We start from the raw sequence: 22,772 nt of genomic DNA, 5'->3' as shown, positions 1-22,772 counted from the left end.
GAGACACACCCTGGCGAGGAGGGCCCACCGGAGTGACGCCGCGGTTGAGCGTTGTGGTGCCCTTCTACGGCGTCGGCGAGTACCTCGGAGACTGCCTGGAGTCGATCGCCCGCCAGGCCTGGCCGGACTTCGAGGCGATCCTCGTCGACGACGGGTCGCCGGACGACAGCGCGGTGGTCGCGAAGCAGTTCTGCGCCCAGGACGCCCGCTTCCGGCTCATCCAGCAGGAGAACGCCGGCCCCGGCCCGGCGCGGGACGCGGGGATCCGGGAGGCGACCGGCGAGTACCTCGCGTTCGTCGACGGCGACGACCTGGTCTCGCGGTACGGGTTCGCCGCCCTGGTCCGGACACTGGACAAGACCGGTTCGGACTTCGCCGGCGGCAACGCGCGGCGGTTCAACAACAGCTTCGGCGTCCGGCCGTCGTGGCTGCACAAGCAGCCGTTCGCCCGGGTCCGGCACGCCACCCATGTCACCGAGTTCCCCGATCTGGTCCTGGACCGGATGCTGTGGAACAAGGTCTACCGGCGCTCGTTCTGGACCGAGTTCGGGTACACCTTCCCCCCGATCCGGTACGAGGACTATCCGGTCGCGCTGAAGGCGCACCTGGACGCGGTCACCGTCGACACGATCCCGCAGGCCGTCTATTACTGGCGCGAGCGCGAGTCCGGCGAGTCGATCACCCAGCAGAAGTTCCAGCTCGGCAACATCCGGGACCGGGTGACCTCGGCCGGCCTGGTCACCGACCTGGTCGCGGACGCCGTCCCGGTGGTCCGCCGGCGCGTGCACGCGCACCTGGCGCAGATCGACGTACTGACCCTGATGTCCGCGTTCGGGTCCGTACCGGCCGAGGACGAGCAGGCGCTGGTCGACCTGTCGCGGGAGCTGCTCGGCCGGCTGGACGAGGACGTCCTGGCCAAGACCCACCGGTACGACCGGATCCAGCACGCGGCGCTCCGGTCCGGGGACGTCGACCTGCTCCGCCGGCTCGCCGTCTTCCGCAACTCGGGCGGTCTGCGCGGCGGCGCACGGGCGGTACCGCGGCCGCGCCGCTCGAAGCAGCTCGAATACAACTACCCGGGCCTCGGCGAATCCGCCGTGCCGCGAGCTCTGTACGGCCTGCGCGAGCAGGATCTGACCCTCGCGACGAGCGTGCGCCAGGTCGGCTGGGTCGACGGCAAGCTGTCGGTCAACGGCACCGCCGAGATCCGCCACCTGGAGACCGGCAGTACGTCTACGCTGGAGATCTCGCTGCTTGTCGGCAAAACCGCGTACCCCCTGGACGTCCGTCGGTACGACGCGCTGGATCTGCACGGGACGAGGACGCTCGTCGGCTTCGAGGTCCTGCTCGACGAGGAGCAGCTCGGCGAGTGCACGGGCGAGCCGGCGCATTTCGAGGTACGGATGCAGTCGGGCCGTCGGGAGCGCAAGGGCATGCTCGGCAGCCAGGGCCCCGGGAGCCCGGGGTGGCCGCCCGGAGCGTGGATCGACGCGACGAACTGGATTCAGCCTGGTCCGGGGAAGCACGGCTGGTTCTCGCTGCGCCGGCTGACGGACCCGTGCCGGCTGACCGCGGTCGAGCAGACCGGCGACGAGCTGGTGCTGCATGGCCGGGCGTCGTTCGACGAGCCGGAGCTGTACCTGAGCCGGCCGATCGTCGGCGGCGAGGAAGCGGTCGCGCTGGCGGTCGACGGGCGCGATTTCACCGCCCGGCTGCCGATCCGGGAGCTGCTCGACGCGGCCAACCCCGACGATCCGTTCGGGCAGCGGACGACCCGGATGTTCCGCGTCCGCGGGCCGCTGCGCCAGGAACGCGTGCTGCTCTGGACCGCCGGCGACGACGCGTTGGCGCGGACCGAGGGCGATCGCGTCCTCACACTGACTCGATCGACCGGCGGGTACGTGAACCTGCACGAGTCGCCGATCCGGACCACGGCTGTCGCGGCAGTTGCTGAGGGCAATCAGTTGGTCGTGCGCGGCTCGGAGGGTGGCGAGCGTACCTTCAGCTGGCGGCGGTACCTGGCCGATTCCGACGACCACCTGGACGTCCCGTGCCGCCGTACGTCGGCCGTGGACGGCTGGTCCGTGACCGTTGATGTGAACGCCCTGATCCCGGTGACCGCAGTACAGGTCTCCGTCGATCCACTGGCCGCGCTGGCCGACTGGATCCTGTTCGCGACCGCCCCCGACGGTACGGCGCATGCCGTGCAGTGCGAGCCGTTCCTGTGCAGCCGGTTGCCCTTGGCAATCACCTCCGGCACCGGAACGCACGCGCTTGCCGTCCGACCCCATGCCGGCACTCTGCACGTCGAGGTGCGCTGATGCATCACCACAACCACTACTACGGCCAGGCGCACATCCTCTCGCGGTACGCCGGCTTCGACTTCGATCACCCGCCGCGGCTGCGCGGGTACCTGCAGCACGGCTGGAACATCGGCTGCGGCTGGAACCCGGTGCACGAGTTCTACGACGGCGCGTGGCGGTTCACCTGGAGCGACGCGCCGCGGCGGCGCGGGCACTCGCTCGGCCGGCGGAACTACCACAGCGTCGGTGCGCCGTTCCTGTACCTGACCGAGCTCGAGCCGGAGCCCACCGTGCAGGACCAAGACGAGCCCGTCGAGCGCGAGGGCACCCTCTGGTTCCTCTTCCATGGTTGGGAGGGCGGCAAGATCCACGGCGACCACCGGCGGCTGATCGACGAGATCCGCGAGACCGAGCCCGGCCCGGTGACGTTCAGCCTGTACTACACCGAGTACGACCGGCCCGAGGTTCGTGGGTTCTACGAGGACGCCGGGTTCCGGGTGGTGTCGTTCGGGCGTCGCGGCTTCTCGTACGAGGGGACCGAGCGGCAGTTCCTGTACCGGCAGCTGGCCGAGCTTCGCAAGCACAAGCGGGTGGCCGCCAACCGGTTGTCGACGGCGATCTTCTACGGCATCGCCGCCGGGTGCGAGCCGGCTGTGTACGGCGACCCGATGGAGATGGACGGCGAGAACCCCCTGTTCGGCGGACAGAGCCGGATCGAGCGGCTCTGGCCGGAGCTGCTCGGCAAATCGATCGACCTCGAGGCCGCCCGGGCGACCACCGACCTCGAGCTCGGCCGCCCCTGGATGATGCCCGCCGCGGAACTCCGCAGCCTGTTCGATTGGAGAGAACGTGTCTGAAGTCCAGGTGGTTCGCGGGGAGATGCAGCCGTGGACGGATCGTACGGTGGCGCGGCCGGCGTTGGCGGCGTTGCTGACCGACGTGATTCCGGCCAATCGGCGGACGTTGGTGCTCGGGCCGCATGCGCCGCAGCTGATCGAGTCCGTGCTTGCGCACTCGGCGGACGTGACGATCCTGGTGCGTTCGGTTGCGGATGCGCAGCAGTTGGGTGACGAGTTCGGTCCGTGTCTGCAGGTGATCGCGGGCGCACTGGACGGGCTGCAGACCTCGCCGTACGACGTGATCATCGCGTCGGACGGTCTGGACCGCGTCCTCGGGTACGACAGCGCGGACCTCTCGTGGACGGAGCGGTTGGCGGCGGTCGGTGCGCTGGCGACTCCGGACGCGGTTGTCGTTCTCGGCCTGGAGAACGAGTTCTCGCTGCTGAACCTGCTCGACAGTCGTCCTGCCGAGGAGCGGCACGGTGACGACGAGTGGCGGCCGGTGCACGACGACCCGACGCGGCCGGTGTCGGTCGACCAGCTCCGTACGGCGCTGCCGTGGGCGGTTGAGGTGTACGCCGACTTCGCGTCGAGCGCCTTCGTTCGCGCGGACGTGGCCGCGGCCGGCCGTCCTGGCGAGCTGCCGACGCGGCTCGCGGTCGGTGCGCTGGAGCCTGCTGACGTACCTCTACTCTCCCCGTCACATGAGGGCATCGACACCGCCGCCCGCGCCGGGCTGCTCGCCGCGGTCCCCACCGGATGGCTGGCGATCGCAGGAGCACCACCCGCACACGACATCTACGCCGAGACCGCCGGCGCAGTCCTCACTGCCAACCAAACCCTCACCGGCTGGGACACCACCATCACCGGCGACCCCACCCCGAACGAGGCGCCCGCCTCCGAGCCCGCGACGGACTCCGCGTCCGAGCCGACGCGTGGGCACTCACTCTCCTTTGACCCCGGCGTTGTTCCTGGTGCGATCTCGTCGGGTGTGGCGGTTGAGAGTGTGTTGTTCCGGCTCGCTGCGGCCGAGGACGTGCCTGGGTTCCGCAAGCTGGCGGCCGACCTCGGTGACTGGGTGAGCGAGACACGGGTGATCGTCCGCTGGGACGACATCATCTACGACGGCGACACCTTCAGCTACGGCGTCTCAGGCTGGACGACCCAGGCGCCCGTACAGAAGGAAGATTTACTGGCGGCAGCCTGGGTACGGTTCCACGACCGCCTGATCGGCCAGCACCGCCGGCACCCCTGGCCGCCGTGGATGCTGGGCGACGATCTCGTCTCCGCCTGGCTCGGGATGTCCGGAGTCGAGCCGCCGGAGCAGATCCAGGCAACCGACCCCGACACTCTCCCCGCCACCTCACAACAAGTTGCCCGTGGCAAAGAACTCGCCACCGCGCTCGCCGCTGTACTGGGAACCGGCCCCGGCACCGTCGACGTCCGGACGGCGCTCGCCGACGCCGAGGCCGCCAAGCACGAGCTGTTCGAGCTGAAGGGCCACGTCTACGGCCTCGAGCGCACGCTCGGGTTCCGCAACAAGGCGATGAAGACCCGCGAGCACCGGATCCGCGAGCTCCGCGGCCAGCTCCAGCGGGTGACCGCCGCGCACGACCGGATCCGCGACTCCCGCACGTACGCCGTCTCCCGCGTGATCTTCCACGCCGCCCAGGTCCGCAAACCGAAGGTGGTCGCCCGGAAGCTGGCCCGCAAGCTTGACCGCCGATTGCGAAGGCGGTGACGGCGCCACGCCTCAGCGTGGTAGTGCCGTTCTACAACGTGGGGGCTTACATCGGGGACTGTCTCGACTCGATCGCGCGGCAGACGTTCGCCGACTTCGAGGCGATCCTGGTCGACGACGGTTCGCCGGACGACAGCGCCGTGGTGGCGAAGGAGTTCTGTGACACCGACGCGCGGTTCCGGATCGTCGAGCAGCAGAACGCCGGGCTCGGTCCGGCGCGCAACACAGGCGTCGAGCACGCCACGGGGGAGTACGTCACGTTCGTCGACAGCGACGACCTGGTCACGCGGCACGGGTTCGGCCTGCTGATCAACTCGCTGGACCGGACCGGGTCGGACTTCGCGGGCGGGAACGCACGGCGGTTCAACAACAGCTACGGCGTACGGCAATCGTGGCTGCACGGGCAGGCGTTCACCGCGGATCGGCCGGCCACGCACATCTCCGAGACGCCGCAGCTCGTGCTGGACCGCATGGTGTGGAACAAGGTCTACCGCCGTTCCTTCTGGGACGAGTACGGCTACCGGTTCCCCGCGATCCGGTACGAGGACTACCCGGTCACGCTGAAGGCCCACCTCGACGCGGTCACCGTCGACACCGTCGCGGCGCCGGTGTACTTCTGGCGCGAGCGTGAGTCCGGCGACTCGATCACGCAGCAGAAGTTCCAGCTCGCGAATATCCGCGACCGCGTGGTCTCGGCCGGCCTGGTGCTGGACGAGATCGAGGACGCGCTGCCGGCGATCCGGCACCGGGTGCACGCGCACTTCCGGCAGATCGACCTGCACGCGATCCTCTCGGCGTTCGGCACCGTCCCGCCGGAGGAGGAGCAGCATCTGGTCGAGCTCACCACGGGGCTCCTGGACCGGCTCGACGAGGAGGTCCTGGCGAACTCGCCGCGCCTCGCCCAGCTCCAGTTCGCGGCTGTGCGCGCGGGCGATCTCGAGCTCCTGCACAAGGTCGCGGTCGATCCGGACGCGGCGGAGAAGCACCTCCCGCGGACGACGGCCGACAGCACCCTTGCGACCAGCGTCCGCGAGGTCTCGTGGATCGACGGTGACCTCTCGATCCGCGGCACCGCCGAACTCCGGCACCTGCAGTCCGAGCCGTCCAGTCTCCGCATCGGCCTGGTGATTGCCGGCCGCAACCATCGTCTCCCGGTACGGCGGTACCCGGCTCCGGACCTCCGCGGCGAGCCGAACCTCGTCGGGTTCGAGGTCCGCGTCCGTCGGGAGCTGCTCGCGAAATGCCCGGCCGGGCCGTCGCACTTCGACGTCCGGCTCCGTGCCGGTGGGATCCGCCGACGCGAGCTGCTGCGGGGGCAGAAGGCAGGCAGTCCCGGCTGGCCGCCGGGGGCATGGATCGACGACCTCAACTGGATCCAGCCCGGTCCGGGCAAGGACGGTGCGTTCGCCGTCCGGCGGCTGTCCGATCCGTGCCGGTTGACGTCGATCGAGCAGACCCCGGACGCGCTGGTGCTGCACGGGCGGTCGGCGTTCGACGAGCCGACGCTGTTCGTGAGCCGGCCGTTGTCTGGTGGGGAGGTGGCGCTGCCGCTCGAGGTGCATGGCCGCGACTTCACCGCCCGGCTGCCGATCCGGCCGATTCTCGAGGAGATCAACCCGGACGACCCGTTCAGCCAGCGCACCACGCGCGCGTTCCGGATGCGTGATCCGGAAGGGCGCGAACAGGTGCTGCTGTGGACGGCGGGCGAGCGCCTCGTCTCCCACGCGGAAGGCGGACGGGTCGTGATGCTGACCCGCTCGACCGGCGGCTATGTGAACCTGCACGAGTCGCCGATCCGCACGACCGCGACGGCTGCCGTTGCTGCGGGCAACATGCTGGTGGTGCGCGGACCGGACTGGGGCGATGTCGACTTCAGCTGGCGGCGGTACCTGCCCGACTCCGACGACCACGTGGACGTCGAGTGCCGCCGTACCGTCTCGGACGACGGCTGGGCGGCCGTGGTCGACCTGGCAGCCCTGGAACCGGCCGACTGGATCCTGTTCGCAACCCTCCCGGACAGCACCTCATTCGCAGTCCAATGCGAACCCTTCCTCTCCAGCCGTCTTCCGTTGACGCTCACCCGAGACGGGCAGACCTTCGCCGTACGCCCACTAGCCGGAACCCTCCACCTAAAGGCCACGTAACCACCCCACCCACCCAGGCCCAGCCCCCCACCCCCGAGCCCGCCCCGAGCGCGCCCCGAGCCACCGCGCATCTGAGGCTCTTGTGTCCGATGTGTGGGTGCCGACCACTCCATACTGAGCTGTGCACCGGGATCGGGCAGCGGGATGGGGTCGGTTCGGTGATGCGGCACGCGAGCCGCGACACCCTTGTCCTACCCTCCAGGCGGGCTCGCGCCGAGTCGTGGCGTCCGGCTGGCCCCCAGGACACCGAGTCGTGGATCGAGGCTGCATTTGCCCCGTATTTCACTACCAAGATTCACGACTCGACGAAACCTGGCGCTCGCGTTGAGGGTTCTCGACCGGTGTGCGAGCAGAGAACCCACACCACGAGTAGATGACCGGCCCTCCTACCTTCTGCGTGTGGTCGGGGGTGGCGGGGCGGACAGTTCGACAGGACATGTCGGTCGGTGGCTGGCCGGTGGGTAGTGCACCTGAGCGTGAAAGTGCGCTGCGCGTACGGTGTCTCAGGGTGCACTACCTGTCGAAATGTCCATGCCGGCCGGTCGGTTGGTCGGTTGGCTGGTGAACTGGGCGGCGTGCGACGGCGGTGGCGGAGGGTTCGGACAAGCAACGGTGGGTTCGGACAAGCAGTGGTGGGGGTGGACAGGCAGCCTGGGGCGTGGAGAGGTCGTGGCCTGTGGGCGGCGCCGGTTACCTGTGCCAGCCCTCCAGTTCCGTCCCGGAATCGCCACGCCCGTCCGCCCTCGGTCCACCCACTCATGCGACAGGAGAGCCGCATTTGATGGGTGAGCCAGGCAAATTGGGAGTTCGGTGTGGTCGGGTCAGGGCCGCATGTGAGCACAGCGTGCGTTAACGGCGCGTCTGTTAGCGGCGGGCAATCAGGAGTTGGTGGGTGACTGGCCAGTCGATCGGTGTGCCATCGCGGGTGGTGATCGAGGCGACCGGCGCGATGCGGTTGTCGATGACCCAGTCGTTGCGCCAGGCCTTCGATGACGGGTCGATGATGAAGCCGGCGCGCTCGGCGACCGCGGACCAGCCGGCGAAGCTGAGGCCGCAGAACTGTTCGTGAGTCTCGCTCAGCCAGTTGTCGACGTAGTCCTTGCGGGTCAGGAAGTCCATCGCGTCGGCCAGCCTGATCACGATCCCGTCGCCGTCCACGGTGTACTCGAACGGCACCTTCGCGTTCCGCCGGAAGTCATGGGCGAACTGGAAGAACCGCGCCCGCGTCGACAACTTCCCGACGTACGCCGCGGGATCGTCGAGCACCTCCAACGAGGACACCTCGTTCGGGTTGATGCCGTCGCTGTCGTCCAGTTGCAGTACGACGGGGTAGTCGGGCTCGTCCGGACCACAGACGTCGGAGTTGATCCAGACGCCGTTCGGGGCCGTATGCGCGTACAGGGCGTCGGCGAATCGCTGGACCGTCTCCGGTCGCGATCCGTTGGCGTACGACCAGATCTCATGCGTGAGCGCGAGCGTCAGCGTGGTGTCGATCGATCGCTTGGGAAAGACCGAGGAGCCCAGCATGTTGCGCTGGTAGAAGTAGACGTTCGGGTTGCTGAAGAGGCCCTGCTCCTTCTTGTGCACGCACTCGGCGTACAGGTGCCGGGCGACCTCGACACCGATCAGATCCGACTCGTGGAAGCGCGGGTCGCGGTCGACGAGCTGCAGCGTCGCGCCGGTCGCGCAACCGATGTCGAGGATGCGTCCGGGACGTACGAAATCCTTGATCTGCAACCACTTCCGGTCCGCGGCGGTCTCGAACGCATCCGCGTACGTCTTGTAGTCGCGGGTCGTGGTCAGCCCGCCGTCGTCGCCGACCACCGGGTCGTTCACGCAGCGCGCGACGTGCGCATCCAGCGCGTACCGTTCGAACACGTCGACGGTCGCCGGGTGCGCGAGCTCCTTCCACTGATCGTTGCCCGCAGCAATCATCAGCAGGACGTCCCACGGCCGCGCCGTACCCTCGGGCTCGACGTCGATCACCTCGTACCCGAGCCGCTCGTAGAGCTTGCTCACCTCAGGCGTGGAACACGCGACGATCGTGTTCGCCGGCGTCAACCGGACGAGATCGTCGGTCCCCGCCTCGATCGCCTTCACCGTCACCTCGGCGAACTCGTCCGTCGGCGGCGTGTCCACCACCCCCACCACCAGCGACCGGATCCCCGTCGCCACACTGAACCGCTCGATCGCCGCCTCCCGCCGATCGAACCCCACCGGATTCCGCTTCGTCGTCCGGTGATTCGCCGACGTCACCGCCCACACCACGGTCCGCTCCGCATGCCGCCGCAGAAATTCCCCCTGAAACCGAGTCAACACATGATGCCGCCCCGGAAACAACAAGTACTCGGTCACTGCAGCCAACCTTTCCTGCGTAGCATGCATCAGACAGGACATGATCCCAGGGGGAGGGGTTCGGTGACTCGCCGGCCGTTGGCGGTCGGCTGCCTGGTGCTGGTGCTCGCCGGTTGTACGACGCGGACCGTCGACATCGCCGTCACCGAGCGCCAGGAAGTCAGTGTGGCCGTCGTCGAGCTGGATCCTGCGCTCGGTGACCGGCTCATCGATCAGCGTCTGCCGACTCCACCCGAGTGTGCGCACATTCTGCTCGACGGCCGGGAGCGCGCCTCGGTGGTCGAGCACGCGCTCCCCGGGTACGGCGTCCGGGCGCGCTACCTCGTCCGCACGTTCCCGGTCGGCGACCAGATCTGCACCGAGCGCACGCTGCAGTACCGCACCGATCGGTACGTCGTAGTTATCCGCCTGGACGCCTTCGCCAACCCGGAGCCCGCGTTCCTCGCCTTCGCGGCGAAAACGCGGGACGGACTCAGATCGCTCTAGAGCAGGTCCCAGGTGAGGGCAGTGCCGGCCTTGGCGGCGATGCGGAACGGCCGACCTTCGACCTGGGTGAACATGTCCGGGGCGAGGCCGCCGGCTGGGCGGATGGAGCGGACGTTCTCGAAGGTGATGAGGTCGCCGGCCTCGACGTCCTGGGTGACGTAGAGGGAACGGCGGAAGCGCAGGACGTTCTGCTCGGCCTGCTTCGGGCCGATCACCGGCTCGCCCAGCGAGAGCTGCGCGACGCGGGTGCTCTCGACGAGCATCTCCAGCTCCCACGGCTCCAGCGAGAACGCCGAGTCGACGCCGCCGTCGATGCGCTTCAGCGTCACGTGCTTCTCGATCACGGTCGCACCGAGCGCGACTGCGGCCACGGCGGCACCGATGCCCATCGTGTGGTCCGAGAGCCCGATCTGTACGCCGAGGGCGTCCCGGAGCACCGGGATGCCGCGGAGGTTCGACTGCTCCGGCGGCGCCGGGTAGCTGGCCGTACAGGACAGCACGATGATCTGCTCGTTGCCTGTGGACCGGGCGGCCCGGACCGCGGCGTCGATGTCCATCAGCGTCGCGGAACCGGTCGAGATGATGATCGGCTTGCCGGTCGCGGCCATCCCGCGGACCAGCGGCAGGTCACCGATCTCGTTCGACGCGACCTTGTACGCGGGGACGTTGAGCTTCTCCAGGAAGTCGATCGCGGTGGCGTCGAACGCGGACGAGAACGCGACCATGCCGAGCGACTTGGCCAGCTCGAAGATCGGCTCGTGCCACGCCCACGGCGTGTGTGCCTCCTCGTAAAGGTCGTAGAGGCGCGCCTCGCTCCACAGCTCGTGCTCGGCCGGCAGCCGGAACGCCGGCAGGTCGAGGTCGAGCGTCATCGTGTCCGCGGTGTACGTCTGCAGCTTGAGCGCCTGCGCGCCCGTCTCCGCGACCGCGCGGACGATGTCGAGCGCCCGCTCCAGGTCGCCGTTGTGGTTCCCGGACATCTCGGCGATCACGAACGGCTGGTGGTCCGGCCCGACCGGCACCCCGCCGATCTCGATAGTGCTCATGCCATGCCTTTCGATTCGCTTCGTTGCTTGCGGCGGTCCTGTTTGCGCAGGCTGATCGGTATCACGATGATCTCGCGCCCGTCGACGGACCGAGTCTCCGGTGTCCCCTCGGCGAACCGGAAGCGCCGGTTCATCTGCCGGACGACGGCGTTGTGCTCGAGCACCTCACCGGTCAGTACGTCGAGACCGAGCTCGTCGAACGCGTATGTGGTGGCCTCGCGCATGATCTCGATCCAGGCCGGCAGCGTCTCGCCGCGCTCGGCCAGCCCGTCCGCGTCCAGGAAGAACCCCCAGGCGCCGGACCTGGCGTCGAGGTCGAAGAAGTTCACCACGCCGGCGGTCGCGCCGTCGCGGGTGTAGATCAGCACCCGCCGGGACGGATCGACCGACGTCTTCGCCCACCACGCTGCGTGTTCGTCCGCGGTGATCTCGTGCGCGGTGATGCTCACGTCCCGGTTCGCCTGCTGATTCCGCAGTTGCCGGATGAGGTCCAGGTCGTCTTCGGTCGCGGCGCGCAGCATGCACCTAACCTAGGTCATGGCTGATAATCCAGCGCCTACTGCGGGGCACTCGGCACGGCACCTCGCCGCACGGGTGCAAAGGCCACGATGCTCCGCATCGAGACCTTCGCCCCCGCACACCGAGCTACCGCACCGAGCACCTCCTCGCTACGGCGCTGGATTATCAGCCATGACCTAGCTCCAACCGATTGAGTGCTGTTCTTCAAGCACCTGGATGTGTAAACATCTTTCGACTTCACCTTGAACGACGGTCGGAGAGTGACATGAGAGTCTGGCGAACCATGGGTGTTCTGGGCGTGACCGCGGGATTGTTGCTGGCCGGGCTCGCGGGTCCGGCGTCCGCCGCGCCCACCCGGTCGGAGCAGCAGTCGGAGCAGCAGCGCTGCGCGCCGAGTACGACCACGCCGCTGCGGCAGTTCCGGGCGAGCTGGATCTCGTCGGTGGTGAACATCGACTGGCCGTCGAAGACCGGGCTGAGCGCCGCGCAGCAGCAGGCCGAGCTGATCGGCTGGCTCGACGACGCGGTCCGCCAGCACCACAACGCGGTCGTCCTCCAGGTACGTCCGACCGCGGACGCGTTCTGGCCGTCGAAGGTGGAGCCCTGGTCGCAGTACCTGACTGGCCACCAGGGCGGCGACCCCGGCTACGACCCGCTGAAGTTCGCGGTCGCCGAGGCGCACAAGCGGAACCTCGAGCTGCACGCCTGGTTCAACCCGTACCGGCTCTCGATGGGCACCGACATCAACGCGCTCGTCCCGACGCACCCGGCGCGCCAGCACCCGGACTGGGTCGTGACGTACGGCGGGAAGCTCTACTACAACCCCGGCATCCCGGCCGCCCGCAAGCTGGTCGAGGACGCGATCATGGACGCGGTCGCGAACTACGACATCGACGGCGTGCACTTCGACGACTACTTCTACCCGTACCCGGTGGCGGGCCAGACGTTCGACGATGCGGCGACGTTCGCGCAGTACGCCGACGGCTACACCGACCTGCAGGCGTGGCGGCGGCACAACATCGACCTGCTGATCCACGAGCTGAGCCAGAAGATGCACGCGATCAAGCCGTGGATCAAGTTCGGCATCTCGCCGTTCGCGGTCTGGCGGAACAAGGCGACCGACCCGGAGGGCACCGACACGACGGCCGGCGTGCAGACGTACGACGACCTCGCGGCCGACACCCGCAAGTGGGTCCGCGACGAATGGATCGACTACATCGTCCCGCAGGTGTACTGGGCCGGCGGGTTCGCACCGGCCGACTACAACAAGATCGTGCCGTGGTGGGCCGACCAGGTCCGCGGGACGCACGTGCACCTCTACATCGGCGAGGCGACCTACAAGGTCGGTACGTCGACGCAGTCGCCGGACTGGGCGGACCCGAAGGAACTGAGCGACCACCTGGCGTTCGACAGCACGATCCCCGAGGTGAAGGGCAACATCTACTTCTCCGCGAAGGACGTCCGCGCTGACCGTCTCGGTGCGACCACGCTGCTCAACGACACCTGGTACACGCGGCCCGCGCTGATCCCGGCGATGCCGGCGCTCGACTCCCGCGCACCGCTGCCGGCGCACGCGGTGCACGCGTCCCGGACCGCGAACGGCGTCCAGGTGAAGTGGTCGCGGACCTCGAAGGACACCACCTCGTACGCGATCTACCGGCGCGAACTCCTGGGCGGCGACCACTGCCCCGACAACGACGCGCGCAACCTGATCGCCACCGTCCGCTCGACCGGCGCGGCCCAGTCGTACGTCGACACCACCGCAACCCCGGGCAAGGCGTACATCTACTCCGTCACCGCCCTGGACCGCCTCGCCAACCAGAGCGTCGCGATCCCGGCCGTCTCGCTCCGCTGAACCTCTACGGGCTCCTGAGTCCCGGCGTGGTCGTCACCTGCGTCGGGACCGGGCCCGTGGGGTAGGTCGGGGACGTCGGGATGCTGGTCGGGAAGGATCCGGTCGGGAACGGCTGCGTCGGCTGGGTCCCGGTCGGGATGCTCGGGGTCGGGAAGCTCTGGGTGGAGCCGCCCGGGGTCGGGAAGCTTGCGGACGGCCCGGTGGGGAACCCGGTCGCCGACGAGGTCGGAAAGGGCGTCGACGGACTCTGTGCGGACGGGTTCTGGGTCGGGAACGTCGGCGTCGGCGACTTCGTCGGGTACGGGTTCGCCGGCGGCGGCGGGTAGATCTGGTACACACGGACCGTCCCGAGCTGGAACCGGAGCTCGGTCAGCTTGTCCAGGTTCTTCGGCGGTGCACTGACCCGTTCGTCGAGCAGCAGCCACTGCACGTCGTACTGCGTCCGCAGGGTCTCGATCGTCTGCCGGGTCGGGTTGCTGAACACCTCGTCGTTCAGCCGGAGCAGGTCCTGGTTCCAGTACGGTCCCTGAACGGCGGCGGGGTACGTGTCGTCGACCCGCGCCTGGTACGACCAGCCCTCGACGAGCACGCGCCGCTCGGCGTACCCGGAGATCCAGTACGAGCCGGCTTGGCAGTGCGACGCCCGCGCCTGATGGCAGTGCACGTTGGTGGCGATCCGGTCGTCCGACCCGGAGTTCCGGCGGATGAAGCCGGCCGCTTCGATGCCGCCCGGCGCGATCGAGTCGTACGAGGTCAGCGGCGGGTTCGCGAACCGCCGGATCGACGCGACCGTCGGCGACACCGTCGTACCGACGAGCACCGCGACCGCGATCAGCGCCCAAGTACGCCGGGAACCGCGCAGAACCAGCCCGAACACACCGATCCCGAGCGCCGCGATCACCAGCGCCACCGCGACGCCCTGACCGAAGCAGGTGGTCGACGTGCACGAGCGCGGCGTCTGGTGCCGGCCCCAGTAGATCGCGGCGACGCCGATCGCGATCGCGACGCCGGCGATCCAGTACTGCCGCCGCTCGAGCGACCCGAGACCCCAGGTCGCGAGCAGTACGCCGAGCACAAAGCCCGTACGGACGAAGAACAATTGGGTGTCCCCACGATCGGCGAGCAGCGTCGCGCCGAGCACCGCGGCCGCGAAGCCGGCCAGCAGGAACAACACCATCGGATCACGGGGGATCCGCCGCTTGATCAGCAGCGCGCCGACCAGCGGCATCGCCCAGCCGGCCACGACCACCGCAGCGATCACGGTGACCGCGGACCCGCCACCCATCCGGTCCGCCAGGCTCCGGAACGTCGCTCCGGGGTCGATGCGCACGGTCGACGCCGCGCCCCGCAGCACCAGGAAGAAGACCAACGCGTAGGCGGCCGCGACGCCGACGCCGAGCACCAGGGCGCGCAGGTTCAGCCGCCCGCGCCGCACCGTCAGGTAGATCCAGGCGACCGCGAGACCCGTCGCGTACACAGGCAGCGTCGTCGACTTGGTCAGCGCCAGCGCGGCGACCAGGACCCCTGCCACGACGAAGAGCCGGAACAGTTGGCTGCGTGTCGTCCCCGGCTTCCGCCGCAGCAGCAAGGCGGTGACCGCGATCAGCGGAAGTAGCAAGACCGTCGAGAACGCCTGCGGCGGGTTCGTCAGCTCGCCGAGCGAGAACGGCCCGTCCGCGAAGACGCGGTCCGAGACCGCCCACGGCCAAGCGACCAGGTCGCCGCCGGCCACCACGAGCCCGGCGCCGATCGGAGCGGCCACCGCGCGACCCGTCAGCACCATTCCCACCGCGGCCGCGCCGAGCACGGTCAGCAGGATCCAGGCGAACGGCACCATGCGGTGCGTCAGGACGTCGAGCGGCACGCTGGTGATCCAGTGCGCGGACGCGATGTGCTCGTACGCCGCCCAGTGGCTCGTGAGCCACTTGCCGTCGGCGTACGGGATCCGCGGCGGCACATGGTGAGTCAGCTCACCTGCCAGCGCGAGATTGTGCGGGGCGTCCGAGCCCGGCCGGAGCGCGTCCGGGCCGTTGAGTGGGATCAGTTGCGAGCCGACGCGGACGAACCAGGCCGCCGCAACCCCGACCGCGACCATCGCTCCGGCCATCGACCACCACGGGGTCGGCCGTTCGACCGGTCGGTGCCGCGGGAGCGTCCGCCACACCCCGAACGCCAGCGCGGGCATCAGGAGCGCCGCGAACGGCATCTTGAAGAGCATCCCGATCGGGTAGAGCAGCGCCTCGACGGCCATTCCGAACGCCGTACCGAGGACGACGTCCGCGGACAGCCACCCCACGCCGCCGGTCAGCCGCCGCCAGAACATGGTGCCTGGTACGACGATCACGACCAGCAGATAGCCGAGATAGGCGGCCGGCATCCACGGCGGATGCTCCTGCAACGCCACGAACCAGGCGAGCGGAAGGACCGGAAGACTGACCAGCGCTGCGGCCCGCTTGCCACGCGCCGTGCGGGCTCCTGCGGCTACGCGCTGTCCCCGGCCCGCTCTGATCATCGGGGAAGTCTATGGGTCGGGCCGGGTGGCGTGACGAGGTCGGTGTGGGAACCATTGGTGAGTGGTGGGGGTCCGAGGCTAGGCTTCGGGACTATGAGTTCGGTGGATCGGAGTCGGGTCAGGGAGTTGATGGGTGAGGTGATGACGGCCCAGGGCCGTGCATTGCCCGCCGAGGACACGGCGGATCTCCGCGAGATCGGGTTCCGCTCGCTGGACTTCTCCGAGCTGGCTCTCCGGGTGGAGGACGAGCTCGGTGACGAGTTGAACTTCGATGCCCCTGGGCTGCGCCGGATCGCGACGGTCGGCGACGTACTGGACTTCATCGAGCAACTCCAGTCGGCGTGAGCGGCCGCCGCAGCACCGCGCTGATCGGCGACGACAACACCGTCGTCGTCGCCGGGCAGCGCCTGACCTGGCGGACCCTGCGTAAGCTGCCCCAGCTGCCGTCCCCCGCGGCCGTGCTCGTCGGCAACGGCGCGGACGCGCTCGCGGCGGTCCGGCACCATGCCGTCCACGGCACCGAGCTGCTCGTCGCGACCGAGGCTCGCGTCGACGAGCTGATGCGCGAGGAGCTCGGCGAGTCCGGGTTCGCGATCGTTCTGCCCGACGGAACGGTCACACCGGCCCGGCTGAAGCGCGTCGAGGAGTCCGGCCGCGCCTGGCTGCTCACCTCCGGCTCCACCGGCCGTCCGAAGCGCATCGGTCACACCCTGGAGTCGCTGACCACCGTCACTGCCGACCAGCCCCCGCGCACCTGGCTGCTGCCGTACTCGCCCGGGACGTACGCCTGGTGGCAGGTCGTCACGCTCTCACTGACCCAGGCCGACCAGGGTCTGGTCGTCATCGAGCCGCACGAGCTGGAGGACTGGCCCGCGATCGCCACCGAGCACGGCGTCACGGCCGCCTCCGGTACGCCGACGTTCTGGCGGCAGGCGATCTACCGCGACGCCGAGGCGCTGGCCGGCGTTCCGCTGGAGCAGATCACGCTCGGCGGCGAGCCGGTCGACCAGGCGATCCTCGACCAGCTGCGGGAGATCTTCCCGGCCGCGCGGATCTCCTGGATCTACGCCTCCTCCGAGGTCGGCGCGTCGATCGTGGTGCACGACGGCAAGGCGGGCTTCCCGAAGGCCTGGCTGGACCGGCCGGCCGAGCCCGAGCGTCCGGCGCTGAGCGTCGAGGGCGATGAGCTGGTGATCCGCTCTCCGCATCACGGCGCCGGCCAGATCGGTGCGGTCCGCACCGGCGACCGGGTCGAGTACGACGGCGATCGCGTCCTGATCACCGGCCGCCTGGACAGCGACGAGATCAACGTCGGCGGGTCCAAGGTGTCGGCCGGTGTGGTCCGCAACGTACTGATGGGCCATCCGGGCGTCTCGTGGGCCCGGGTGTTCGCCCGCAAGGCGCCGCTGGTCGGCCGGATGGTCGCGGCCGAAGTGGTGCCGAACCGTTCGCTCGGCCCGATCACCGACGCCGACCTGGTCCAATGGTGCTCGAACCGGCTGCCGGACTACGGCGTTCCGCGGCGGATCAAGTTCCTCGACGAGATCCCGCAGAAGGAAAGCCTGAAGAGTGATGTCTGAGACTCCCGCTGTCGTCCCGCCCGCGTCGGTCGTCCTGGTCTCGGGCGGGTCTCGCGGCCTCGGCCTGGCGATCGTCACCGACCTGCTCGCCGCGGGCGTGAAGGTCGCCGCGTTCGCCCGTACTGTCACACCTGAACTCGGCGCCCTCGCGGAGAAGTACCCGGACCACCTGCACCACGGCTCCGTCGACATCAACGACAGCGCCGCCACGCAGGCGTTCGTCAAGGCGGTCGAGGCGAAGCTCGGCCCGATCGATGCCCTGGTCAACAATGCGGCGATCGGTCAGGACTCGTTGCACGTCCATACCTCCGCGGAGCACCTGGCCGAGATCATCCAGACCAACCTGACGGCGCCGCTGGTGCTGACCCGGTACGTGCTGCGCCGGATGCTCGCGAAGGGCTTGAAGGGCCGGATCGTCAACATCACCTCGATCTGCGCCCAGCGCGGCTACCCGGGCCTGGTCGCGTACTCCGCCACCAAGGGCGGCATGGACGCGGCCACCCGTTCGCTCGCCCGCGAACTCGGCGGCCGCATCCTCGCCAACGCCATCGCCCCCGGCTTCTTCGCCTCCGAGATGTCCGCGGTCCTGGGCCAGACCCAACTCGACCAGATCACCCGCCGGACCCCCACCGGCCGCCTGACCGAACCCGAAGACGTACTACCCCTGGTCCGCCTGCTCCTCCTGGAGAACACCAACCTCAACGGCCAGGTCCTGGTCGTCGACGGCGCCGCCTCGATCTAGGGCGTGCGCCGCACGGTGACAAAGAAGTCGGTGGCGGCCTCGGTCGCGGCTTCGTTGGTGTCTTCGTCGACCATGGCGGCCACGTGCAGCCCGGCCTCCGCGCACAGGCGGCGGAACGAAGCCGGGGTGTGCCAGTGGATGATCCACTCCCGGTCGGCAACCTCCGTACCGTCGGGAGTGATTCGCTCGTACCGCGAAGTGGTGATGCGCGTGCGCTGCTCCCGGTCGTAGCTCTCCGACAGCGGCGTGTACCGGAGCTCGACACCCGGTCCGTCGTCCGTCGTGCGGCTGACCCCGAGCTCGTCGGCCGGCGTGGGGTCGGGCACCCAGAGCGGGATCAGCGCTGCGCCGTCGTCCGTGAGCTGTGCGCGGATCGCGACCAGCGCCCGCAAGGCAGTCTCGTCGTCCGCCAGGAGGTTGAAGGTCGGTCCGGCGAGGTAGATCGACGCGTACCGCCGGTCCAGACTCAGGTCTTCCATCCGCTGATGGAAGACCTGGGTCCGAACCCCGCGTTCGGTGGCATTGCGGCGGCACCGCTCGACCATGTCGAGGGACGAGTCGACTCCGTCCACGTCGAGCCCGGCCGCGCACAGCTCGAGCAGCGGCACCCCGTCGCCGCAGCCGATCTCCAGCCCGGGCTCGCCCTGCGCCCGGACGAACTCCAGGTACGGCCCGGCCTCGAAGGTCTCCGATTTCAACTTGCTGTACGCGTCGACCACGATGCCGGAGTAGAAGTCAGCAGGATCCATGCGTCGCACCGTTTCACGCCGAGCAGGCCGGCTGCGAGGCAATTATCCGCGGCTCCTGACGGCCGCGGATCCGGTGCGGAACCAGGTCCAGGGGCGGACGGTGAGGGTGATGATGGTGAGGCTCACGGCCGCGTAGATCAGGGAACCGACGAAGGCTGCGTGGACGCCGTCGGCGAGGACCTCGCGCGGGACGGTCGAGGTGGAGTTGCGGCTTGCGGTGCCGAAGATGGTGACCAGGATGCCCAGGCCCAGCGCGCCGCCGACCTGTTGTACGACGTTCAGCATGCCGGAGGCTGCGCCCGAGTCTTCCGGTGCGACGCCGGCGATGGCGCGGCCGACGAGCGGGATGAAGATCATCCCGGCGCCCGCTCCGAACAGCAGCAGCGGACCGACCACGTCGTGCAGGTAAGTGCTGTCCGGCCCCAGCCGAGTCAGCCAGATCGTGCCGAGCGTGACCAGGGTCGATCCGGCCAGCAGCAGCTTGCCGCCGTCGATCCGGGCGATCAGCTTCGGTACGACGCGCGACGCGGTGAACAGCAGCCCCGTCATCGGCAGGAACGCGAGCCCGGCCGCCAGCGGGTTGAGCGCAAGCACACCCTGCAGGTACTGCGTGAGGAAGAAGAACATCCCGAACATCGTCCCGACCACGAGCAGCATCGTCAGGTACGACGCCGAGCGCACCGGTGACCGGAACAGCCGCAGCGGAACGATCGGGTGGCTCACCCGCCGCTCGACCAGCACGAACGTGACGAGCAGCGCCACCCCGACGGCGAACGAGACGAGCACCTCGGGTGACGACCAGCCCTTCTCGGCGACCCGGATGAACCCGAACACCAGCGACGTGATGCCGAGTGTCGAGGTGAACGCGCCGGCCAGGTCGAACCGGCCGGTCTCCCGCTCGGTCTCGGTCAGCACGCGGCGCGCGGTGATCACCAGCGCGATCCCGATCGGGACGTTGATGAACAGGCCCCAGCGCCACGACGCCCAGTCGGTGAGCATGCCGCCGAGCACCAGGCCGAGGCTGCCACCACCGGACGACACCAGGCTGTAGTACCCGAGGGCCTTCATCCGGTCGGGACCTTCGCGGTACGTGAGCATCAGCAGCGTCAGCGCCGCCGGAGCCGCGATCGCACCACCGATGCCCTGCAGGACGCGGGCGGCGAGCAGCAGCTCGGCGTTCGGTGCGAGACCGCCGAGCAGCGAGGCGAGCGTGAAGATGCTGATCCCGGTGACGAACACCCGGCGGCGGCCGAGCAGGTCGCCGGCCCGCGCGCCGAGCAGCAGCAGACCGCCGAACGCGAGCGCGTAGGCGTTCTGTACCCAGGACAGGCTGGACGGGCTGAAGTGCAACGCCTGCTGGATGTGTGGCATCGCGATGTTCACCACGGTGCCGTCCAGGATCACCATCAGCTGGGTGACCAGGATGACTGCGAGTACTACCCCCGGGCGCCGGGCAGGCGTGGCCGGAGCGGCGCCGGGCGGCGCCGTGGATGTTGCCGACATAGTGCTCCTCAGCCCAACGGGCTACAGTTGTGAGAGAAAGCGGAGAGTTCCTCCGGATACGATACGGAGGCATCCTCCGCTTTGCAAGGGATATTCTGGGCCGACCCGCGAGGAGGGCTGGATGGCGCCACAACCACTGCCGTGTACGCGGCCGACCCGCGCGGACGCGGCCCGGAACTACGACCGCCTGGTGACGGCCGCCCGGGAGACGTTCGCCGAGCACGGGACCGACACCTCCCTGGAGGAGATCGCCCGCCGGGCCGGCGTCGGCATCGGCACGCTCTACCGCCGCTTCCCGCACCGGACCGCGCTGCTCGAGGCCGTCTACGTCGACGAGATCCAGACCGTCGTGGACCGTGCCTACGAGTTCGACCGCGAGCTGGAGCCGTTCGACGCGCTGGCCACCTGGTTGCGCAGCTTCGTCGGGTACGGGCTGTCCAAGAAGAGCCTGTCCCACGAGTTGACGCTTGCCATCGGCGCGGAGTCGCCGTTCTTCCAGGCCTGCAAGACGAACGTACAGGCAGCCGGGAATCTCCTGCTGGACAAGGCGAAAGCGGCCGGTGCGGTGCGACCCGAGCTGGAGCTGATGGACGTGTTGCGGCTGGTCGGGGGCATCACGCACTCACCGGACACCCCGCCTGAGCAGGCGCACCGCCTGCTCGACATCGTGCTCTGCGGACTCAGGCCGGCCGGCGCACCCGCGCAAGCGAAGGGTTAGCCGCGTCCCGCTCGGTGTACTTCAGCTGCTCGACCGGCCACTCGATCGCCAGCTCCGGGTCGAACAGGTCGACAGCGACCCGCTCCGGCGACCAGTGCTCGTTCACCAGGAAGTTGTACGTCGTGTGCGGCGTCAGCGTGCAGAACGAGTTCCCCACGCCGCGCGGTACGTAGAGCGCGTCCGACGTACCGAGCTCGAAGGTCTCGACGCGGCCGAACTCGGCGGTGTCGCGCAGCTCCACGAGCGCGACGAACACCCGTCCCGACGACGGCGACAGGTACTTGTCCCACGGCTCCGCGTGGATCCCGCGGACGACGCCCGCATCCTCGAAGTACAAGACGTTGTGCTGGACGACGTCCATCCCGAGGTCGGCGAGCTTCGCGCGGTGGAAGTTCTCCTTGAACCAGCCGTCGTCGTTCGGCTTGACCTCGAGCTCGATCCGCAGCACGCCGTCGATCGACGTCGGGTGGGCCCTCACCGGCGGACCTGCCGACGGGCGTCGAGCTGGGCCTGGTCCGCGGCGGTCAGGCCCGCCTCCCAGCCTTCGCCGTTGGTGATCCGTGTCCGCCGGGTCGTCGTGTTCGGGAACAGCCTGGTGTACAAGGCCTCGACCTGCTCCTCGCGTTTCGCCAGCACCGGCAACAACCGCTGCGCATCGGACTCCGGTACGGCGGCCTCGGCTGCGGAGGCGGTCGCCTGCAGCCGCTCACCGATCCGCATCGCGTACGCCATCAGGAACGACTGCCGGAACGATCGGGTCCGGGACTCCCCGCGCCGCCCGATCTGCTTGCCCGAGGCAAGCATCGCCCGGTTCGCCTGCACCAGCAGGGAGGTGCTGAGGATCTCGGTGTGTTGCAGATCCAGCTCGGCGCCCACGATCGTCACGACAGCCAGCGTCTCGATCACGACCGTACGGCACCGGTTCGCGGCGGCGACCGCACCGACGAGCTGCGCCTTGGCCGACACGTACGGCGTCTCCACCCACAGGCGTCGCGCGGCCGAGTCGTCCGGGATTTCCACGTCCGCCTCGACCAGCGCGCTGTCGAGGGAGAACTTGGCCATCAGCTCCTGCGCCTTGCCCGACAGGGCTTCGGCCTCGTCCGGGAACTCGGTCGCCTCCGCCTTCGCGAGCAGCGCCCGGATCCGCGCGAGCATCTTCCCGTTCGCCGGTGCGACGGCGTGCTGCTGACGGGCCGGCGCACCGGGCAGCGGGAACAGCTTGGCCATGATCGGCAACGTCTGCAGGAATCCCGCGACGGCGAGCGCGTGATGCAGAACAAGGTAACGGCCGACCCGGGCGCCGGCGGCCCAGGAAGTGAGGCTCAGGGGTGTGAAAGGCTGCGCGACGCCGACGTCGGTGAGCTGGTCGAGCCAGCGCGGATCGATCGTCCCGGCGGGATAGGTCTGATGCTCCGCGGAGATCGCCGCGAGCAGCAGCGGCTCGGTTGCGGCGTCCAGCTCGCGACGACCGTACTGAACGACGTCGGCCGGCGCCCAACCACGCTCCCAGGCGCCGCGGATCAGCCCGCCGAGGAACCCCTGCACACAACGATCCACCTGCGCCCGGTCGCGCTCGTCATACGCACCGAGGCGCGCCAGGGCAGCGTCTGCCCGATCGTCGCTGCCGGCAACGCTCGCAGCCGCAATCGGTAACAAATGCAGGATTTCCTCGTCACTCAC

Annotated in this window: 18 protein-coding genes; 10 read left to right on the top strand and 8 right to left on the bottom strand. The window is 69.3% G+C overall.

Annotated features, from left to right (window positions below):
* Positions 1-32: 32 nt before the first annotated feature.
* The 4 genes from ACGFI6_RS07575 to ACGFI6_RS07560 are packed head-to-tail and all read left to right on the top strand — an operon-like array spanning position 33 to position 7,027.
* The gene (locus ACGFI6_RS07575) at positions 33-2,321 is read left to right on the top strand and encodes a glycosyltransferase family 2 protein (RefSeq protein WP_393116017.1); all 2,289 of its coding nucleotides are present in this window, start codon (positions 33-35) and stop codon (positions 2,319-2,321) included.
* Positions 2,321-3,160: a hypothetical protein gene (locus tag ACGFI6_RS07570; RefSeq protein WP_393116015.1), complete on the top strand. Its 840-nt coding sequence runs from the start codon at positions 2,321-2,323 to the stop codon at positions 3,158-3,160. The genes ACGFI6_RS07575 and ACGFI6_RS07570 overlap by 1 nt, the downstream gene beginning before the upstream one ends.
* Positions 3,153-4,883, top strand: a complete 1,731-nt coding sequence (locus ACGFI6_RS07565) for a hypothetical protein (protein ID WP_393116013.1) — start codon at positions 3,153-3,155, stop codon at positions 4,881-4,883. Before ACGFI6_RS07570 ends, ACGFI6_RS07565 begins: the two co-directional genes overlap by 8 nt.
* A complete protein-coding gene (locus tag ACGFI6_RS07560; protein WP_393116011.1) occupies positions 4,880-7,027 on the top strand; it encodes a glycosyltransferase family 2 protein in 2,148 nt (715 codons plus the stop codon). Before ACGFI6_RS07565 ends, ACGFI6_RS07560 begins: the two co-directional genes overlap by 4 nt.
* Positions 7,028-7,891: 864 nt before the next feature.
* Here ACGFI6_RS07560 and ACGFI6_RS07555 read toward each other — a convergent pair.
* Positions 7,892-9,283 (bottom strand): class I SAM-dependent methyltransferase, encoded by a 1,392-nt coding sequence (locus ACGFI6_RS07555; protein ID WP_393116009.1) that lies wholly within the window; start codon positions 9,281-9,283, stop codon positions 7,892-7,894.
* Between the two features lie 162 nt (positions 9,284-9,445).
* Here ACGFI6_RS07555 and ACGFI6_RS07550 point away from each other — a divergent pair, with 162 nt between their 5' ends.
* Entirely contained in the window at positions 9,446-9,868 is a 423-nt protein-coding gene (locus ACGFI6_RS07550) for a hypothetical protein (protein WP_393116007.1), read from the top strand.
* On the opposite strand, the gene pseI is transcribed toward ACGFI6_RS07550, so the two are convergent.
* Both pseI and ACGFI6_RS07540 read right to left on the bottom strand, forming a co-directional pair.
* Positions 9,865-10,914: a pseudaminic acid synthase gene (gene pseI / locus ACGFI6_RS07545; RefSeq protein ID WP_393116005.1), complete on the bottom strand. Its 1,050-nt coding sequence runs from the start codon at positions 10,912-10,914 to the stop codon at positions 9,865-9,867. The genes ACGFI6_RS07550 and pseI overlap by 4 nt on opposite strands.
* On the bottom strand, positions 10,911-11,435 hold the full coding sequence (locus tag ACGFI6_RS07540) for a GNAT family N-acetyltransferase (RefSeq protein ID WP_393116003.1): 525 nt from the start codon (positions 11,433-11,435) through the stop codon (positions 10,911-10,913). The genes pseI and ACGFI6_RS07540 overlap by 4 nt, the downstream gene beginning before the upstream one ends.
* A gap of 263 nt (positions 11,436-11,698) precedes the next feature.
* Between ACGFI6_RS07540 and ACGFI6_RS07535 the strand changes: the two genes are divergently transcribed.
* The gene (locus tag ACGFI6_RS07535) at positions 11,699-13,288 is read left to right on the top strand and encodes a glycoside hydrolase family 10 protein (protein ID WP_393116001.1); all 1,590 of its coding nucleotides are present in this window, start codon (positions 11,699-11,701) and stop codon (positions 13,286-13,288) included.
* Positions 13,289-13,292: 4 nt separating this feature from the next.
* Here ACGFI6_RS07535 and ACGFI6_RS07530 read toward each other — a convergent pair whose 3' ends face one another.
* Positions 13,293-15,800 (bottom strand): hypothetical protein, encoded by a 2,508-nt coding sequence (locus ACGFI6_RS07530; RefSeq protein ID WP_393115999.1) that lies wholly within the window; start codon positions 15,798-15,800, stop codon positions 13,293-13,295.
* A gap of 93 nt (positions 15,801-15,893) precedes the next feature.
* Here ACGFI6_RS07530 and ACGFI6_RS07525 point away from each other — a divergent pair, with 93 nt between their 5' ends.
* From ACGFI6_RS07525 to ACGFI6_RS07515, 3 genes are read left to right on the top strand one after another with little or no spacing between them, the layout of a single operon-like run.
* Positions 15,894-16,145, top strand: a complete 252-nt coding sequence (locus ACGFI6_RS07525) for a phosphopantetheine-binding protein (RefSeq protein WP_130387009.1) — start codon at positions 15,894-15,896, stop codon at positions 16,143-16,145.
* Positions 16,142-17,380, top strand: coding sequence for an AMP-binding protein (locus ACGFI6_RS07520; RefSeq protein WP_393115997.1), 1,239 nt, complete (start codon positions 16,142-16,144; stop codon positions 17,378-17,380). The genes ACGFI6_RS07525 and ACGFI6_RS07520 overlap by 4 nt, the downstream gene beginning before the upstream one ends.
* The gene (locus ACGFI6_RS07515; protein WP_393115995.1) at positions 17,373-18,122 is read left to right on the top strand and encodes an SDR family NAD(P)-dependent oxidoreductase; all 750 of its coding nucleotides are present in this window, start codon (positions 17,373-17,375) and stop codon (positions 18,120-18,122) included. The genes ACGFI6_RS07520 and ACGFI6_RS07515 overlap by 8 nt, the downstream gene beginning before the upstream one ends.
* Here ACGFI6_RS07515 and ACGFI6_RS07510 read toward each other — a convergent pair.
* Positions 18,119-18,871, bottom strand: a complete 753-nt coding sequence (locus ACGFI6_RS07510) for a class I SAM-dependent methyltransferase (protein ID WP_393115993.1) — start codon at positions 18,869-18,871, stop codon at positions 18,119-18,121. The genes ACGFI6_RS07515 and ACGFI6_RS07510 overlap by 4 nt on opposite strands.
* Positions 18,872-18,913: 42 nt before the next feature.
* Complete coding sequence (locus ACGFI6_RS07505) at positions 18,914-20,374, bottom strand: MFS transporter (protein WP_393115991.1); 1,461 nt, start codon at positions 20,372-20,374, stop codon at positions 18,914-18,916.
* A gap of 121 nt (positions 20,375-20,495) precedes the next feature.
* On the opposite strand from ACGFI6_RS07505, the gene ACGFI6_RS07500 reads away from it, so the two are divergent.
* Positions 20,496-21,092 carry a TetR/AcrR family transcriptional regulator gene (locus ACGFI6_RS07500; protein ID WP_393115989.1) on the top strand — a complete coding sequence of 199 codons (597 nt, stop codon included), beginning with the start codon at positions 20,496-20,498 and terminating at the stop codon, positions 21,090-21,092.
* Here the strand turns inward: ACGFI6_RS07500 and ACGFI6_RS07495 are convergent.
* Both ACGFI6_RS07495 and ACGFI6_RS07490 read right to left on the bottom strand, forming a co-directional pair.
* Positions 21,055-21,570 carry a dTDP-4-dehydrorhamnose 3,5-epimerase family protein gene (locus tag ACGFI6_RS07495; protein WP_393115987.1) on the bottom strand — a complete coding sequence of 172 codons (516 nt, stop codon included), beginning with the start codon at positions 21,568-21,570 and terminating at the stop codon, positions 21,055-21,057. The two genes, ACGFI6_RS07500 and ACGFI6_RS07495, sit on opposite strands and share 38 nt — an antisense overlap.
* Positions 21,567-22,772: a DUF2786 domain-containing protein gene (locus ACGFI6_RS07490; RefSeq protein ID WP_393115985.1), complete on the bottom strand. Its 1,206-nt coding sequence runs from the start codon at positions 22,770-22,772 to the stop codon at positions 21,567-21,569. The genes ACGFI6_RS07495 and ACGFI6_RS07490 overlap by 4 nt, the downstream gene beginning before the upstream one ends.

Source organism: Kribbella sp. NPDC048928 (genome assembly GCF_043197975.1).
Lineage (GTDB): Bacteria > Actinomycetota > Actinomycetes > Propionibacteriales > Kribbellaceae > Kribbella.
The sequence above is the reverse complement of the archived record's forward strand: the minus strand, read 5'-3'. Positions and strand labels throughout refer to the sequence as shown.

Excerpts from the sequence above, each read along its gene's own strand:
- ACGFI6_RS07570 (WP_393116015.1), top strand. The coding sequence starts at position 2,321 with ATGCATCACCACAACCACTACTACGGCCAGGCGCACATCCTCTCGCGG.
- pseI (WP_393116005.1), bottom strand. The coding sequence starts at position 10,914 with ATGAGCACTATCGAGATCGGCGGGGTGCCGGTCGGGCCGGACCACCAG.
- ACGFI6_RS07540 (WP_393116003.1), bottom strand. The coding sequence starts at position 11,435 with ATGCTGCGCGCCGCGACCGAAGACGACCTGGACCTCATCCGGCAACTG.
- ACGFI6_RS07535 (WP_393116001.1), top strand. The coding sequence starts at position 11,699 with ATGAGAGTCTGGCGAACCATGGGTGTTCTGGGCGTGACCGCGGGATTG.
- ACGFI6_RS07530 (WP_393115999.1), bottom strand. The coding sequence starts at position 15,800 with ATGATCAGAGCGGGCCGGGGACAGCGCGTAGCCGCAGGAGCCCGCACG.
- ACGFI6_RS07525 (WP_130387009.1), top strand. The coding sequence starts at position 15,894 with ATGAGTTCGGTGGATCGGAGTCGGGTCAGGGAGTTGATGGGTGAGGTG.
- ACGFI6_RS07515 (WP_393115995.1), top strand. The coding sequence starts at position 17,373 with ATGTCTGAGACTCCCGCTGTCGTCCCGCCCGCGTCGGTCGTCCTGGTC.
- ACGFI6_RS07510 (WP_393115993.1), bottom strand. The coding sequence starts at position 18,871 with ATGGATCCTGCTGACTTCTACTCCGGCATCGTGGTCGACGCGTACAGC.
- ACGFI6_RS07505 (WP_393115991.1), bottom strand. The coding sequence starts at position 20,374 with ATGTCGGCAACATCCACGGCGCCGCCCGGCGCCGCTCCGGCCACGCCT.
- ACGFI6_RS07500 (WP_393115989.1), top strand. The coding sequence starts at position 20,496 with ATGGCGCCACAACCACTGCCGTGTACGCGGCCGACCCGCGCGGACGCG.